This window comes from Psychromonas sp. MME2 (assembly GCF_040566515.1).
Classification (GTDB): Bacteria; Pseudomonadota; Gammaproteobacteria; order Enterobacterales; family Psychromonadaceae; genus Psychromonas.
Map to the genome: position 1 here is coordinate 98,654 of NZ_JBEWXI010000011.1, position 16,856 is coordinate 115,509.

The following is a 16,856-nucleotide window of genomic DNA, read 5'->3' on the forward strand; positions in this document are numbered from 1 at the left end:
AAACAATAAAAGCAATTAGGTAAGGCATAATTAACCTTGCTCAATTTGATATAGTAGTTCCACCAAATCTACTGCTTTAACATCATCCCATCTAAGGTAACTAGCTAAAGAACTTGTTCCCGAATCTTTTCCGAGAACACTGAGACATATACCTTGATGATCTTGTGACGCAGAAACCCAAACTTTAGATGCTTGCTGACAAAAATATGTAGACCCTTTCAATCCACTTTTTTGTATTCTCTTTTTCCAAGTGTCTACTTTTTGAGTGGTGATTTGAATTGTCATAAGAACTCCGAAAAACTTAACAGCTTTATAAGTGGCATCATGATGTAATGCACCGCGCCACTTATCTTATTTAAAATGATCATCACAATATCTATTAATCATCATTTAATCAATCAGTTCGCTAACTATTTGTAAAAACTTTGATTTGAGATAGGTATGACACTGCCACCTATCACCTTTTGAAATAATGCCATAACCCACTAATTTATATAGCAAATTAGAATGTTAATAAATATAACCTGCACGGTGACGTAAAACTCAGTGCCACTTATCTCATTTTTTAAAACGCTAAAAAACAGAAAAATAACATTTAAATTCAATTGGTTAAGACTGATTTGTAGCATAACGCTTTCTGAGATAGGTATGACTACGCCACCTATCACCTTTTGAAAATAATCCCCTAACTGTCTAATTTATAAAGTAAATGAGAATGTTAACAAATATAACCTGCACGGTGACGTAAAACTCAGCGCCACCTATACACTTTTACTTGATTAAATATTTAGTCTGTTCATGATCTTTATAATGTGCACGTAGTTGCGCTGCAATCGCTAATTTTACTTGTTCTGTAATGACCACCGTTTCATGAGGTTCGAGTATATTTAGCAATTTGGTAAGCAGTTGTTTCTGCGGCTCTGCTGTTTTTGTTACCCAATCACTCAATAGTGTCCGATTGATCGCTGCGGGTAAGGAAGCTAATACCCCTAAATCATTCTGATCATGTACTAATAACCCCGTCGTCGTACCTTTGTCCAAGGTTAACACTTGGTAAAAATAGAGAGTATGGTAATTAAGTTGTGCCTGTAACTCTTCCGCAGAAGGTTGCCCAACTTGCTGGAGTTTATTTTTTAATAGATGGCAGTAACCATTGATCACCGCTTCACCAAATTGCTGGGGAAAAAGCGCTTGTTGGTCATCATTGGCGATAAATCCTTCTAAGTAAAAATGACTCACGCCTCGTGTGCATCCCAAGGCAGGAATCGTAAAATAACGTTGCGCTAATTCTCTACCTTGCTGATAAAGATCGCCGCTGACACGTTGTAATATTTTCTCAAAATAAGCCTTATCTGCTAAATCAACGATTGCGGGATTGAGATCAGCCATGATCCGCCAACTCCCTTTACCATCTCTAAATTCGCTCCAACTAATATGCATGTGCATGGACGGGGCTAATGGATGATGAGGATGAATGATCACGGAGAGCGCCGTTGCCGATGAGAATGATTTTTGTGACAGGTCATCATAATGAACTTGTGAAATATTAAGGGAGGCACGGTTAAATGCAGAGGATTCTATAAACTGCACGCGCATTCCACCACCATGCAAACCATTATCTCGCAGCCATTCTATTACTTGGCTATGTTGCTTTTTGTTACACTCAATCGTATGTAATTGTTTTACAAATAGCTGTTGCAAAGCCGTTAACATCTCCATTGCAGCGATTGCACGTGGTGATTTTATCGCTATCTTCATATTTTTATCCTATCTGTAAACTTGCGCTGTAGTGATACTGCACTACACTGAAATGTAAACATACTTTCCCAAGCCTAGGTGCCCCCTTATTCCTAGGCTTTTTTTTACCCTATTGATTTAAGAAAGTTAAACTAATGAACTTGTTATTCTCATCGAGAGTCAATTGAAAACGTCCCCGTACCCCAAGTTGTGAAAAGAAAGGCACAAAACGCATTGCTGGTAGCTGGATCATACGCCCCTCTTCATCACGTACTTTGACAACGGTATTTGGCGTTGTATAGAGTTGTTGGAATGCTTGATAGGGTATATTGAGCCTAAAATAAAATTCCTTCATTATTTTGTCTCTGTACAGTTAAATGTGTGTATCTACCTAAAGAGGCGTATGGCTCTTGATGGCAATACTGTTTTTCCATTGCCAATAATAAATCATACATCTCTTCTCGATTCTTATTTTCTTTCAAGTAGTCGTGTAAAACACGCACACCCGTTTTTTGTAGTACTTTCATATTTGCAGCATCTAGCCAACTGACAACATCTTTTTCAAAAAGTGGTGAAGTCGGCGTTAAACGTACTACTTTTTTACGTATCATGTCCTTGGCAACAAAATCAAAATTACCAGAGAGTAAATTGAAAAAACGTTGCGCTTCTTTGTTATAAAACATTAAGGATAACAGACCGTTTTCGTCTAAGAATTGTATTAACCCTAGTAATGTCTGTTGCGGATCCTTAAGCCACTCTAACACCGCATGATTTAATATCAGATCAAATTTGCCATCAATACGGTCGGGTAAATCCTGAATAGCACAATGCAAAATTTGTACATTATCTTGATACGCACTCCCTTGTAATTGTCGAGCCGCCTCTTTTAATAACTCCTCAGAGATGTCACATAACACTACCTGATGGCCAAGAGCCGCTAATTTCTGCGTAAAAAAACCGAAGCCACCACCCGCATCTAAAATGCGTAATGGCCGTTGTGGTAATAATGATAAACAATGCTGTAACTCATCCCAGACAATGGTGGTACGAATTTTACCTTTACTTGTACCATAAATATTATTTACAAATTTTTGTGCTATTTTATCAAAATTATGATCGCTCAACTTAACAACATCCAATGAAATGTTAAACTACTTAAAATTATCAATACTACGAGAGTAATCAATATGTTATTTATATTAAAAAAATGGATTGGCGGCCTGTTAATGCCCCTTCCCTTGCTGTTATTCGTTTTTTTAATTGGCCTTATTTTACTCTTATTTACACAAAAACAAAAACTAGCCAAGTTATTTTTGTCACTCACTTTTGTTCTGTTATGCGCATTCAGCAGTTTGCCAATTAGTGATGCCATTGTGCAACCTTTAGAGCGACAACATCCACCACTAAAAAATATAAAACAGGATTACGCCTATATTTTATTACTTGGTTCAGGTGGGACGGCAGATCCTGACCTACCAGTAACGGGACAACTCTCAGCGACCGCTTTAAGCCGTTTTATGGAGGCATTACGTATCTATCATGCTAATCCCAATGCGAAGCTGGTTGTCTCTGGATCTGGATTTGGGGATTTAAAATCACATGCTCAGCTACTTGAAGAATTAGCCCTTGCAATGAAAGTGCCTGCACAGCAAATTATCCGTTTAGATGACAGTAAAGATACTGACCATGAAGCGCGTCTAATGTCTGATATGATACGTGGCAAAAAAGCCGTTTTAGTGACCTCTGCAACGCACATTGATAGAGCATTACGACTCTTTTTTAAATATGGAACGGCACCGGATGTCGCACCGAGTAATTATTTATCACCCAAACGCGCCACTGAGAGACCAAGTTATTACTATATTCCCAATGCCTATTACCTCTATGCAACACAAGTGACATGGCACGAATATTTGGGGCAGTTACAAAATAAATTACAGTAATACCAATTCCGATAAATAGCTGATCTATTTTACTGGTTAAAACAACTTACTGCTGCGTTGTAATTTTCGCAAAGGGAATAACCATTTACGTCAAATTACGCCTTGAATTAAGCTGTTTTTCCTGCGCAAAATTTAGATCACATACTTACCGGAATTGGTATAAATAAAAAAGGTTTGCTATCGAGCAAACCTTTTACTAATAATGGCGTGTTACAGTTGGCTAAACTAATTGCGTTTCCACTTTAACCACGGCCTGTGCAACAACCATATGCTCACCATTAAAGGATAAAGCAGGTGAGCCATATAGTTCATAACCATCCGCGAGTAAAGCGGTAATACGAGCGCAAAATTCCGCATTATCTTTACCAGTGATCAGTTTGTACGTTTCTTTAGGTTGCGACATATGAGCTCCTTAGATTATCAAAAAATCGATATAAAGAGCATAAAACGATTAGTCGAAAAGCGATAAATAAATCCGTTAAAATTGTGAATAGACAACTCAATTGCATAAAAAAACAGCGCTTTGTGCGCTGTTAATCATCAATACTTAACGACCTTACCTTATCCTTAAGGGCGATACACTTTTACATTGTCAAAACCTGCTTCTTTTAAATAGAGCGCCTGTAGTTGACTCATGACACCTCGCGCACAATATAAAAGGTAGGTTTTATCCTGCGCTAGCGTTTCAAACTGAGTGGCTAACTTAAAGAAAGGTAAATGTACGGTTTCGACACCTTCAACAACAAGCGGAGATTCCTCTTCTTCTTCTGGCGAACGTATATCTAGAATGACATCATTAGCGCTAAAATCAGCAACGGATTCAACCTCGGCCACTTGTTCATGGGCAGCGGTATCAATATCTCGAATGTCTAAGACATTGGCATTTTCAACAACTTGTTCGATTAAAGAGAGGTCAAATTTAGCTTCCTCTTTATCAATTTTTTTCATGACCGCTTTAACGGTTGGACGCTGTGAAATTACACCACAATACTCTGGAATTGTTTCGGATAACTCCGCCGAACCAATTTCGCGGGCACAATTGATAATATCTTGTTTATCGGTGGCAATCAGTGGACGTAAAATTAACATATCGGTCACTTGATCGATGATCGATAAATTACGTAATGTTTGGCTCGATACTTGCCCTAACGCTTCACCAGTCACCAGCGCTTCAATATCAAAGCGTTGCGCAACAAGGGTTGCAGCACGCATCATCATACGTTTTAAAATAACACCCATTTGACCGTTTTCAACTTTTTCGAGTATTTCTGCGACAACAGGCTCAAAGGGGATAGAGATGAATTTAACGCGATGAGACGAACCAAAACGGTTCCAGAGTTGATAGGCGACCTGTTTCACACCAATTTCGTGGGCACTACCACCTAAATTGAAAAAACAGTAATGGACGCGTGAGCCACGTTTAATCAATTGATAACTCGAAACACCAGAATCAAAACCACCTGAAATTAATGATAAAACTGACTCTTGCGTTCCTAATGGGAATCCACCTAGCCCTTTATGACGAGTATCAATAAAGAGTAATTTATTATCGTTAATTTCAAGGTTAACGGTAACGTCGGCACCTTTTAATTTCACGCCAGCAGCATCGGTATGCTGATTTAAGCCACCACCGATATAACGTTCTGCTTCTATTGATGAAAATTCATGTTTACCAATGCGTTTTACGCGGACACAGAAGGTTTTACCGTCAAGGGTGTTACCTATATGGTCATGCGTTAATTGATAGGCATTGTGCAGATCGGTAAATTCACTCTCTTTGACTTCTAAAAAGTGCGCGATACCCGGCGTACTTTTTAGCATTTCAATTAATTTAGCTTTATTTTCTGGCGTGTCGTTGACACTGCGAACAATGATTTTATCCCACTCTAAAATAACTTTAACCTGTTCATCGTAACGGGTTAATACATTACGGATATTCCCCTGTAACATTTTGCTAAAACGTTTACGAACAGGACGACTTTTCATCATAATTTCAGGGAAAAGTTTAACGATAAATTTCATGGTATCTTCACTGTGCAGTTAAATAAGGGGGCGGATTATACCCTGTACGCAGCGTTAGGCAAAGGATCTTATTCCTGTAAGTTAAGGCAACTAATTTCACATTCACCTAACTCAGTGGCAATATAGGCTGAATCGCCGGTGATGGTGACTGAAAAATCCATGGTACGTTTGACTAATTTTGCTAATGCTTGAATCTGTACAAATTGCAGTTGATTCACTTCCACCTTAACCGTTGCAAAGTCGGCTTGGCTCTGTTTCCACCAAACATCGGATTTACTATTAAAACTATACACTTTCACCTGTTTGGCTTGGTGAGATGCTTTTTTAATCCGTTCAAAGGCAGGTTCGCCCACGTCAATCCAGAGTAAGAATTGATCATCTAACCCTTTTGCCCAAATATCGGGATCATCGGCAACCGACAGCCCCTTTGTAAAAGACAAAAATTCCTGTGCATTCAAACAATAAGCAACAACTCTGGCCATCATGCGCTCAAGCGTTTCAGAGGGATGCTGTGCAACGGTTAAATTCAGCGTTTCATAAACATCGCGATTGAGATCAGAAAGATTAATATTCATTTTAAAAATAGTCGGTTTAAGCGCCATGGTCATTCCAATAGTCAGAGACAAAAAAGCCACGCGAAAACGTGGCTTATACCAATCGGAATAAATAGCTGATCTATTTTACTGGTTAAAATAACTTACTTTTTTGTTGTAAGTTTCGCAAAGGGAACACCATTTGCGTCAACTTACGCCTCAAATTAAGCCATTTTTCCTGCGCAAAATTTAGATCACATACTTAATCCGATTGGTATTAAAAAAGTAATATTAATAGCTGCTTAGATTATGCTACAGGCATTTTTGCCAGTTCAACACAAACTAAATCACCAAACTCTTCCGTTGTCACAAGGTTTGCTTCACTTGCTTTGGAAAGATCAGATGTTGAATAACCTTTTTCAAAAACGCTTTGCATTGCTGCCCAAAGATTTTTAGCTTCTTTTTCCATACCGAAACTCATCTCTAGCATCAACGCAACAGAGCCAATCATTGAGTACGGGTTAGCAATACCTTTACCCGCGATATCTGGCGCACTGCCGTGTGAAGGTTCGTAGTAAGCTTTATCAGGTCCCATACATGCAGATGGCATTAATCCTAATGAGCCTAGAATACCGCCGCCTTGGTCACTTAAGATATCACCGAACATGTTTTCCATTACCATTACGTCAAACATGGTTGGTTTTAAACAGAGGTAAGTTGCTGCTGCATCAACAAGGATATTAATCACTTCAACTTCTGGGTAGTTTTTACTCTCTTCCGCGACGATTTCATTCCAAAGTACACTTGATTTTAATACATTAGATTTATGAATGTTATGTAATACTTTTTTGCGCGTCATCGAGACATCGAAAGCAACGCGGATGATTTGACGAATTTGGTCTTCATCATATTCCAATACTTCACGTACATAACGCTTACCTTCAGCATTAATACCCGTCTCTTTTTCACCGAAGTACAAACCACCCACTAATTCACGGATGATCATGATATCAATGCCTTCACCGATGACAGATTTTTTTAGTGGTGAAAAGTGTGCAAGACCTTTTGGTAAAAAAACGGGGCGGAAGTTTGCAAAGGTGTTGTAACGACGACGCAGTGGAAGTAATGCGCCACGCTCTGGTTGCTCGTCTACTGGGATTTTTTGCGACTCTTCATGATTTAAACCAATTGTCCCTTTTAGGATAGCATCAGCTTTATCACAGGCTGCTTTGGTTTCATCAGGGAATGATTTGCCGGTTGCAAAATATGCAGCCGCACCAAATAGTACATCGTTAAGTTCAAATTTAACGTCTTTATTACGTTGTTCAACTAAATTTAATACTTTAACTGCTTCTTTCATGACTTCTGGACCGATACCATCGCCAGCAAGTAAAGCAATATTATATGTTTTCATTTTTATTCCCTAAAAGAGTGATTGGATTATATAAGTATTGTGCGTGCATCATAAGTAAAAGTCGGCTTAGTTTCAAATATAGGAGATGACTTTCTGCTATTTAAGCACTTTTAGTGCATATTAAACCGGATTATCAACATCAACAAACTCCACATTAATGTCACATTCCTCTGCTATCCACTCGCCTAATGCTTTTATGCCATAACGTTCCGTCGCATGATGACCCGCAGCATAATATTCAATCCCCATCTCTTTAGCAACATGTACAGTGCGTTCGGAGATTTCACCGCTAATAAAGGCATCAATGCCCTGCTCTGCTGCAATGTTTATGTAATCTTGCCCACCGCCTGTACACCAAGCGATCGTTTTTATCTCTTTATGTCCCCCAGCTATATGCAGAGGTGTGCGGCCTAGCTGCAATGCAATACGTTTGCTTAAATCATCAACACTAATCGCTTGCTCAAATTTACCGACACGGCCAAGGCTGCGTTTATCCCAAGGCTCAAGTGGGCGACGGTCGATAATATCTAAGCGTTGCGCCAACTGCGCGTTATTGCCTAATTGAGGATGCGCATCTAAAGGGAGGTGGTAGGCATAGAGATTAATACCATTTTCAATTAATGCTTTAATACGTTTGTATTTCATGCCGACGATTTGTTGTGCTTCACCGTTCCAAAAAAAACCGTGGTGCACTAAAATCGCATCTGCTTTTTTAGCGATGGCAATATCAATCAGGGCTTGGCTCGCCGTCACGCCGGTGATGATTTTTGTGATGCTTTCATTGCCCTCTATCTGTAAACCATTAGGACTATAATCTTTAAATTGATGAATTTCTAAAAGTTGATCTAACTTATTGGCAAGTTTTCTGTTTTTCATAAGGCATTCCAATGGCAGAAATAGGCTTGTAATCACAAGCCATGTAAAAAATGCTTATCATAAAACGGAAATAGATAAATTGAAAATTTAACGGCTTATTTATAATTAGGTTCGCACAGAGAAACGATATCCAGCACCACGCACCGTTTGTACTAAATAGTCGTGGTCGAGTAGCGCCTTACGCAAGCGACGAATATGTACATCCACGGTACGATCTTCTATATAGACATTGGTTCCCCAAACATTATTTAATAGCTGCTCGCGACTAAAAACTCGCTCGGCATGGGCCATAAAAAAGTGTAATAATCTAAATTCTGTCGGCCCAATTTCAATCGCGGTTTCAGCGATGGAAACACGGTGAGACAGTGGATCGAGCTTTAATTTGCCAACTTCTAGGGTGTCATCTAATGAGGTTGGGTTGACTCGACGTAATACTGACTTTAAACGTGCCATTAACTCTTTAGGAGAAAAAGGCTTAGTCACATAATCATCTGCGCCATTTTCCAGACAACGGACTTTGTCTTCCTCGGCACCACGTGCGGTTAACATGATCACAGGAATTTTACGTAATATTTCATCCTGCTTAAGGTACTGCAATAGCTTGATACCACTGCCACCCGGAAACATCCAATCCAATAGAATCAAGTCAGGATAGGGTTCGATCAACTGTTTGACTGCACTACTGTAGGAATCCGCTTCTGTGCATTGATAGCCATGCTGGTCAATCACGTAACATAACATTTCACGAATATCTATTTCATCTTCTACTACTAAAATACGTGTCGCCATTTAAGCTTACCTGCTTGTTTTAAGTATTTGTAATGATAGCATTATCACCATGAATTATGACAGTTTTGTGACAACCGTTACTTGCAACGGTAAAAATTGCCTTAAACTGGGGTTAGGTAAAAAAATATTGAACTAGTTTTTCCAGTATTAGTAAAAACCGTTTACACTCTCCCCCTATTTTATTTGTCGTTAATTAAGGTGCATTTTATGTTTTTCAAAAACCTACAAGTTTACCGTTTCACTCGCCCACTTGAACAAGACGCCGATGCGTTAGAAAAAAACCTTGAAGAATTTAAATTTAAGCCCTGTGGCAGCCAAGATATTTCCAAGTTAGGCTGGGTATTTCCAATGGGTAAATCTGGCGCTATGTTTACGCACCTCGCCGCAAAACAGATTCTTATCTGCCTTAAAAAAGAAGAGAAAATGTTACCCGCAGGCGTCATTAAAGATCAACTCAACGAACGGGTTGAGGCAATAGAGCAAGAGCAAGGCCGCGCCCTAAAGAAAAAAGAAAAAGACACATTAAAAGAAGATATTATTTTACAATTATTACCGCGTGCTTTTAGTCGCACAACACAAACCTTTGCTTGGATAGATCCCGAGACAAACTTGTTATATGTTGATGCTTCGAGTAGTCGTAAGGCCGAAGAGCTAATATCACTTCTACGCAAAACCTTGGGTAGTTTACCCGTTGTGCCGATTCAACTTAAAAATCCAACGGATGTGGTAATGACGGATTGGCTAGTAGAGGGGAATATTCCCGCTAATTTTAAATTAGAAGATGAAGCAGAGCTGCGTTCCGCTCTTGAGGGTGGCGGTATTATTCGCTGTAAACAGCAGGATTTATTATCCGATGAGATAAAAAATCACCTTTCAGTCGATAAATTTGTCACTAAGCTCGCCTTAAATTGGGCTGATAGTATCTCTTTTATCATTGGCGAAGAGTTTGCTTTAAAACGTATAAAATTTGCAGATGTATTACAAGAGCAAAATGAAGAGATAGACAAAGATGATTTCGCAGCGCGATTCGATGCTGATTTTGCGTTGATGACAGGCGAAATAAAACAGCTGATCCCTGCGGTTATTGAAGCATTAGGTGGCGAACAAAGCCTATAAAATTGCTCCCCCTGTGACGCAAAGTTACAGGGGGTTTCATTAATATTTTACTTATATCCCCTCTTTTTTCTGCTACTATTGTCCCCTATTTTACCCCTTTAATTTAACAACAAGATGGAACTTATGACTATTTCTATTTTTGGTAGTGCAAAATCTAAGAGTGCAACGAAAGCACTTCTTTTAGGCTCTGGTGAGTTAGGCAAAGAAGTGGCCATTGAATTGCAACGCTATGGCATTGAAGTGGTTGCTGCCGATAGTTATGAAAACGCGCCAGCGATGCAAGTGGCACATTCATCACATATTGTCAGTATGTTAGATGGTGATAAATTAGAGGCCATTATCCGCGCTGAAAAACCAGATTTGATCATTCCGGAAGTCGAAGCGATCGCGACTGATAAATTAGTGGCTTTGGAAAAAGAAGGCTTTAATGTTATTCCCAGTGCTAAAGCAACGAAGTTAACCATGGATAGAGAAGGTATTCGTCGCCTTGTTGCGGAAACCCTGCAAGTAAAAACATCGCCTTATCAATTCGTTGATACAAAAGCGCAATTCTTGCAAGCGGTACAAGCGATTGGCCTACCCTGCGTGATCAAACCCGTTATGAGCAGTTCAGGTAAAGGTCAGAGTGTCATAAAACATGAGAGCGATTTAGATAAAGCATGGGACTACTCTCAAGAAGGCGGTCGAACAGGTGCTGGGCGTATTATTATTGAAGGTTTTGTCCCCTTTGACTATGAAATTACACTCCTCACTATCAGCGCATCGGATGGTATTCATTTTTGTGCTCCTATCGGACATCGTCAAGAAAATGGTGATTACCGTGAATCTTGGCAGCCACAATTGATGTCCGAAATCGCGCTTGCAGAGGCACAAAAAATAGCTGAAAAAGTCGTTACTGCATTAGGTGGATTTGGGCTGTTGGTATGGAATTTTTTGTCAAAGGTGACGAGGTCTATTTTAACGAAGTCTCACCGCGTCCGCATGATACAGGCCTAGTGACACTGCTATCTCAAGACCTCTCCGAATTTGCACTGCATGTACGTGCCATTTTAGGTTTACCCATTGGTAGTATTAGACAATATGGTCCAACGGCTTCCAGCGTCATTCTTGGTAATGGTAAGTCCGAAGATCTTCGTTTTGCAAATATTGCCCCGGCACTCGCTTGTGTCACAGGAGCACAATTACGCCTGTTTGCTAAACCCAATATCAATGGTTCACGTCGTTTAGGTGTCGCGATTGCTCGTGGGGAAGATATCAAATCGGCAATTGCAAATGCAACACGCGTTTCACAGCAAGTTAACATTATCTATTAATAGGATAACTTATGGCTCTTTTATAAATACAGTAGAGAGCCATATATACCATGGCACTTCAAAATGCCACATCAGCAATAAAAGGCAGGAAAAGAATAGACCGATTCATAGCAACAAATGTTAAAGATGTGTACTAACACTGTAATAATGTAAAAAAATATTACCCATATCAAAAATATTGCTAAATTATGTTGAATAAGGACTGAATTAACGCTTTTATAGCGATTTAATCGCCACGGGAAATATCGATTTAAACACATATAAAATTAAGGAATAGTTAAAATTATGCTGCAACGAAAATGGATAACGATGTTGCTTATTACTTGCAATTTACTTATCACCGCACAAGTAAAAAGTAGTGAGATAGTCATCAATAATGTAAGTGGTGAGAAGGAAACCCTTGTTGTAGATATTCTGAAGCTAATACTCAGCAAATCCGATCCGCAGGTAACTATACGTCAATACCCAGAAGCATTACCTACGTCTCGTCTCGAAGATGAAGTAAAATTAGGTAATATAGATGTAATGTGGGCAGGGATTAATAATCACTTAGATGAATCATTCATGACGGTAAGGATTCCTATTTTAAAAGGACTGCTTGGACACCGTATTTTCATTATTAGAAAAGACCAACAATCAAAATTTAATAATGTCAAAACGCTTGATGATTTGAAAAAGCTCAATGCGGGGCAAGGAACTCAATGGGGTGATACGGCTATTTTAAAAGCAGCTAGCGTACCTGTTATTACCACACTGAAATACCCTAACCTTTTCTACATGCTAGAAGGTGGACGTTTCGACTATTTTCCTCGTGCGATTCATGAGCCATGGAGTGAAGTCGCTTCCCGACCTGAGTTAAATTTAACAGTCGAAAAAAACATCATGTTAGTTTATCCCTTTGCGATGTACTTCTTTGTCGAGAAAAACAATCAAGCACTACATGAAAAACTAACCCAAGGTTTTGAAATGGCGATTGCTGATGGCAGTTTTGACGAGCTATTTTTTAGCAATCAGCAAATTAAAGATGCATTAAGCAAAACCCACTTTAAAAATAGAATCATAATTAAAATTCCTAATGGTGCGATGCATCCAGATACACCAATAGATTGCCCAGAATTATGGTTAGATCCGACAAGCCTTTAACATAGAAGAGAAAAAAATGAATTCAATTATTAAAAAATCAATGTTATTACTTAGCACTGTATCGCTGCTTATAATGATCACTGTTTTCTCAATTAGTTATTTTGCTACAAACAACTATTTAAGTAAGCAACTGGAAGCGGAAATTACTGACTCGCAAACTACCCTTGATATTGTACTTAAAGAGCCTATTTTTGGTTACGATAAAGAGTTGATTGGTGATATTTTAGGTGCCTTTGTGATGCAACCCTACATCCATAAAATTAGTGCCTATGACCATAGAGACCAACTACTCGCAGAAAAAGTAGAACAGGCACAAGCCCCCGAGTCGACTCAAGTTATTAAAAAAGATGTGCCTATACTTTGGAGTGGCGACAAAAAAATTGGTAAATTAGTTATCCTTTATCGTTCCGATAGCCAAGATAATCTTTTAGCCGTCATCAGAAATGTCTTTATCCTAATCGCTTTAATTTTAACATTGGTATTACAATTAACTAACTGGCTCACACTTAACAACCTCGTTGTAAAACCCTTACGCGTTGTCGGTGATGCTTTATCTGAAATTGCCGCTGGTGGTGGAGACTTAACTAGTCGCATCAAGGTTAAAAATAATGATGAAATTGGCCACTTAGCAAATAATTTCAATGACTTTATCACTAAATTGCACAGCATTGTCGCAGGTGTGATTGAAACGGCGAATAAAGTTAAAGATACCGCAACTAATATTATTGCCAGTGCAGAAAATAATGTTCATGCAACGCAACAACAATTACAAGAAATAGAACAAGCCTCTACTGCTTTAAATGAAATGTCATTAACCACTAATGAAATTGCTCAAAATGCGAATCAAACAGCGAAGAGCACTGAAGAGTGTAGTGAATTGGCACAAACAGGGAGTCTTGTTGTCCAAAATACAGCTGATCAAATCAATTTACTTGGTAATGATATGATGGTTACCGCTGAAAAGATTAGCCAACTACGCGATAAAAGTGAAACCATTGGTACTGTTTTAGATGTAATTAAAAGCATTGCTGAGCAAACTAACCTATTGGCACTTAACGCGGCGATTGAGGCTGCAAGAGCGGGCAAACAAGGGCGTGGATTTGCCGTGGTTGCCGATGAAGTTCGTAGCTTGGCAAAACGCACTCAGGATTCAACCTCGGAAATTGAAAAAATCATCGATGAATTACAAAAAGCTTCATCTGATGCCAATATGTCAATGGAAGAAAGTCAGATTGCCTTGCAAAAAACAGTACAAGAATCAGTTAATGCAAGTAATGCACTCGCCGATATTCAAACTACTATCGATCAAATTAGTGGTATGAATGCACAAATCGCGACCGCTTCCGATGAACAAAATGCGGTTGCTGAAGATGTTAGTAGAAACGTTACTGAAATTTTCAATATTACCAATGAAGTATCCGGCAACGCGCAAAGTGCTGGCGGTGCAAGTAAAGTATTGGGTGCATTGGGTAATGACCTTGTAGCCAACCTCTCTAAGTTTAAAATTTAAAATACACAACAAAGGCGCGTTTCTACGCGCCTTTCCCTAATTCTCCATTAATTCCAAATAACCTCATCAGCAACTACAATTTGGCCTCCATCCTGTTATATAACCGTGTTATCCCAAGATACAAAGTCAGCAACCATTGAGCCAATCAATATAGTATTATGGCAGATCAGAAAATTATACGAATTGGTATTACTGCAATCAATGACTCGCTATCCCCCTTTTTGCCTACACCTAAATAGATCAGCTATTTACTCCGATTGGTATAAATAACGGAATTGCTATCAATCACCACGCAAAATTAAAAAAATAATCACAAAACAAACAAATAAAGCTTGAAAAACAGACGATTTAACTATACTGTTGTTACATACAGTGTTTTTACATACAGGTTAATATATGCTTTCTAATCATGCGAAAATAGTGCTTAATACAAGAAATTCTCTGCAGCAATCGTTGCAAAGTCACACACATTTATCCTATTTACATCTATCTTATGATTTAAATAATTACCATTCATTATTAACGCATATTAGTGAAGTTGATGATCCTCGTTGGGTTTTATTCATCTCCCCACCAGGAAAACCAAACGTTAACTTTTTAACACAAGCAGGTATAAACAAAAATCGTATTATTATCTTGCCACAAAATAGAGTAGATAATGCGGATGAGCTGATGAAAATGGCATTAGCAAGTAACAATTATGCAACGGTCATTGGCTGGAACAAACAGTGTGAAAAAGCAACACAAGATGAATTAAGATTAATTGCGGAAAAAAATAAAACTCATTGTTTTATCTATTGTGCACAATAATATGCTGTATTTTATGAAATTCGTTATAATGATAATTTCAATTTTTCATAGTGAGTTATTAATGTATCCATATAGCGAGAAGACCAAACAATTAATCAGCCTCATTGCCAGTGGTGACGCGGCATATATACCTAAAGCAATTACCTGTGCGATTAAAGCGCTTGATGCCATTGCTGCCAATGAAGAGCTCAGTAAACAAGTACGAGAAGACGCAGCCTTTGCGGCAGCAAATTTAATACTCAGTGATTACAATGATAATGATTAATAGCAATTCGCATTATATTATGCGGATTGGTATACACATTAGCTGAATAAAAAAGGAGCCCAAAGGCTCCTTTTTGCATGCTAACGAGAACGGTTAACCAATGTGAGTCAAACCACCCATGTAGTGCTGTAAAACTCGAGGTATCTCAATGCGTCCATCTTCCAGTTGATAATTCTCAAGAATTGCCACTAAAGTACGCCCTACCGCTAACCCTGAACCATTTAATGTATGTAACAACTCTGGTTTTTTAGCGCCTACGGCACGAAATCTTGCCTGTAGACGACGCGCTTGGAAATCGCCCATATTAGAGCATGATGAAATCTCACGGTAACTATTTTGAGCTGGCACCCATACTTCAAGATCGTATGTTTTAGTGGCACCAAATCCCATGTCTCCTGTACATAAAACAACTTTACGATATGGTAACTCAAGGTTTTTCAATACCTGTTCAGCATGGCCCGTTAGCGCTTCTAATGCTGCAAAACTCTGCTCTGGATGTACGATTTGTACGAGTTCAACTTTATCAAATTGGTGTTGGCGAATTAATCCGCGCGTGTCTCGCCCATAGGATCCCGCTTCACTACGAAAACAGGGGGTATGTGCTGTCATTTTGATTGGCAATTCCGATTCATCATAAATCATATCACGTGCCATGTTAGTTAGTGGCACTTCTGCAGTTGGAATTAACGACATACCAATGCCCTCTTCCGTTGCTGCCATGGTATTAAACAAGTCAGCACCAAATTTTGGTAATTGCCCTGTACCATACAAACTATCGGCATTGACTAAGTAAGGCACATATAACTCGGTATAACCATGCTCGTTAGTATGAAGATTCAACATATACTGTGCCAACGCGCGATGCAATTTAGCAATTTGACCTTGCATAACGATAAAACGAGAACCACTAATCTTAACTGCCGATTTAAAGTCTAATCCACCTAATGCTTCACCTAGATCTACGTGATCTTTTACCGTAAAAGCAAATTCTTTAGGCGTTCCCCAAGTTAGTACTTCTACATTTTCAGTTTCATCTTTACCAAGTGGCACTGATTCATGCGGTAGATTAGGAATACTTAATGAGATTTGCTTTATTTGCTCAGATAATGTGGCAAACTCTTCCTTAGCTGCATCAAGTTGAACAGCAAACTGCCCCATCTCTTCACGTAAAACAGAAATATCTTCACCACGTTTAGCAGCCAACCCAATTTCTTTAGATCGACTATTACGCTCCGCTTGTAATGTTTCTGTCTTAATTTGCAGCGTTTTTCTTTTTTCTTCGAGTTGATTAATTAAATCAACATCTAAATTAAAACCACGTGAAGCTAATCTTGTAGCGGTTTCATCTATTTCATTACGTAAAAATTTGGGATCTAACATGCTTT

At 38.8% G+C, this 16,856-nt stretch carries 17 protein-coding genes and 1 pseudogene; 7 read left to right on the top strand and 11 right to left on the bottom strand.

The features are described from left to right. Positions 1 to 30: 30 nt before the first annotated feature. The 4 genes from AB1A03_RS09960 to AB1A03_RS09975 form a co-directional block, all read right to left on the bottom strand. Positions 31 to 285 carry a hypothetical protein gene (locus tag AB1A03_RS09960; protein ID WP_354624513.1) on the bottom strand — a complete coding sequence of 85 codons (255 nt, stop codon included), beginning with the start codon at positions 283 to 285 and terminating at the stop codon, positions 31 to 33. A 486-nt stretch (positions 286 to 771) separates the two neighbouring features. Continuing rightward, positions 772 to 1,758 (bottom strand): coproporphyrinogen III oxidase, encoded by a 987-nt coding sequence (locus tag AB1A03_RS09965; protein WP_354624514.1) that lies wholly within the window; start codon positions 1,756 to 1,758, stop codon positions 772 to 774. 109 nt (positions 1,759 to 1,867) lie between these two features. Next, positions 1,868 to 2,092: a DUF2835 domain-containing protein gene (locus AB1A03_RS09970; protein ID WP_354624515.1), complete on the bottom strand. Its 225-nt coding sequence runs from the start codon at positions 2,090 to 2,092 to the stop codon at positions 1,868 to 1,870. Further along, on the bottom strand, positions 2,073 to 2,861 hold the full coding sequence (locus AB1A03_RS09975) for a methyltransferase domain-containing protein (protein WP_354624516.1): 789 nt from the start codon (positions 2,859 to 2,861) through the stop codon (positions 2,073 to 2,075). The genes AB1A03_RS09970 and AB1A03_RS09975 overlap by 20 nt, the downstream gene beginning before the upstream one ends. Before the next feature lie 63 nt (positions 2,862 to 2,924). On the opposite strand from AB1A03_RS09975, the gene AB1A03_RS09980 reads away from it, so the two are divergent. Beyond that, positions 2,925 to 3,680 (top strand): ElyC/SanA/YdcF family protein, encoded by a 756-nt coding sequence (locus tag AB1A03_RS09980; RefSeq protein WP_354624517.1) that lies wholly within the window; start codon positions 2,925 to 2,927, stop codon positions 3,678 to 3,680. Positions 3,681 to 3,900: 220 nt separating this feature from the next. Here AB1A03_RS09980 and AB1A03_RS09985 read toward each other — a convergent pair whose 3' ends face one another. From AB1A03_RS09985 to phoB, 6 genes are all read right to left on the bottom strand, one after another. Further along, the gene (locus AB1A03_RS09985) at positions 3,901 to 4,083 is read right to left on the bottom strand and encodes a DUF1737 domain-containing protein (protein ID WP_354624518.1); all 183 of its coding nucleotides are present in this window, start codon (positions 4,081 to 4,083) and stop codon (positions 3,901 to 3,903) included. A gap of 164 nt (positions 4,084 to 4,247) precedes the next feature. Next, positions 4,248 to 5,702 (bottom strand): tRNA uracil 4-sulfurtransferase ThiI, encoded by a 1,455-nt coding sequence (gene thiI, locus AB1A03_RS09990; protein ID WP_354624519.1) that lies wholly within the window; start codon positions 5,700 to 5,702, stop codon positions 4,248 to 4,250. Positions 5,703 to 5,770: 68 nt separating this feature from the next. After that, positions 5,771 to 6,304, bottom strand: coding sequence for a YaeQ family protein (locus tag AB1A03_RS09995; RefSeq protein ID WP_354624520.1), 534 nt, complete (start codon positions 6,302 to 6,304; stop codon positions 5,771 to 5,773). A gap of 238 nt (positions 6,305 to 6,542) precedes the next feature. Continuing rightward, on the bottom strand, positions 6,543 to 7,649 hold the full coding sequence (gene leuB, locus AB1A03_RS10000; RefSeq protein WP_354624521.1) for a 3-isopropylmalate dehydrogenase: 1,107 nt from the start codon (positions 7,647 to 7,649) through the stop codon (positions 6,543 to 6,545). A 120-nt stretch (positions 7,650 to 7,769) separates the two neighbouring features. Further along, positions 7,770 to 8,525, bottom strand: coding sequence for a Nif3-like dinuclear metal center hexameric protein (locus AB1A03_RS10005; RefSeq protein WP_354624522.1), 756 nt, complete (start codon positions 8,523 to 8,525; stop codon positions 7,770 to 7,772). 105 nt (positions 8,526 to 8,630) lie between these two features. Beyond that, on the bottom strand, positions 8,631 to 9,314 hold the full coding sequence (phoB, locus tag AB1A03_RS10010; protein ID WP_354624523.1) for a phosphate regulon transcriptional regulator PhoB: 684 nt from the start codon (positions 9,312 to 9,314) through the stop codon (positions 8,631 to 8,633). A 207-nt stretch (positions 9,315 to 9,521) separates the two neighbouring features. Between phoB and rdgC the strand changes: the two genes are divergently transcribed. From rdgC to AB1A03_RS10040, 6 genes and pseudogenes are all read left to right on the top strand, one after another. Continuing rightward, positions 9,522 to 10,430 (top strand): recombination-associated protein RdgC, encoded by a 909-nt coding sequence (gene rdgC, locus AB1A03_RS10015; protein WP_354624524.1) that lies wholly within the window; start codon positions 9,522 to 9,524, stop codon positions 10,428 to 10,430. A 135-nt stretch (positions 10,431 to 10,565) separates the two neighbouring features. Then, positions 10,566 to 11,743, top strand: a pseudogene (gene purT, locus AB1A03_RS10020) (formate-dependent phosphoribosylglycinamide formyltransferase). Between the two features lie 285 nt (positions 11,744 to 12,028). Further along, positions 12,029 to 12,886, top strand: a complete 858-nt coding sequence (locus AB1A03_RS10025; RefSeq protein WP_354624525.1) for a substrate-binding periplasmic protein — start codon at positions 12,029 to 12,031, stop codon at positions 12,884 to 12,886. Positions 12,887 to 12,902: 16 nt separating this feature from the next. Next, a complete protein-coding gene (locus tag AB1A03_RS10030; RefSeq protein ID WP_354624526.1) occupies positions 12,903 to 14,396 on the top strand; it encodes a methyl-accepting chemotaxis protein in 1,494 nt (497 codons plus the stop codon). Positions 14,397 to 14,792: 396 nt separating this feature from the next. Then, positions 14,793 to 15,206, top strand: a complete 414-nt coding sequence (locus AB1A03_RS10035; RefSeq protein WP_354624527.1) for a SulA-like leucine-rich domain-containing protein — start codon at positions 14,793 to 14,795, stop codon at positions 15,204 to 15,206. Positions 15,207 to 15,267: 61 nt separating this feature from the next. Continuing rightward, positions 15,268 to 15,471 carry a YaeP family protein gene (locus AB1A03_RS10040; RefSeq protein WP_354624528.1) on the top strand — a complete coding sequence of 68 codons (204 nt, stop codon included), beginning with the start codon at positions 15,268 to 15,270 and terminating at the stop codon, positions 15,469 to 15,471. A 93-nt stretch (positions 15,472 to 15,564) separates the two neighbouring features. On the opposite strand, the gene serS is transcribed toward AB1A03_RS10040, so the two are convergent. After that, the gene (gene serS / locus AB1A03_RS10045) at positions 15,565 to 16,851 is read right to left on the bottom strand and encodes a serine--tRNA ligase (protein WP_354624529.1); all 1,287 of its coding nucleotides are present in this window, start codon (positions 16,849 to 16,851) and stop codon (positions 15,565 to 15,567) included. Positions 16,852 to 16,856: the final 5 nt, after the last annotated feature.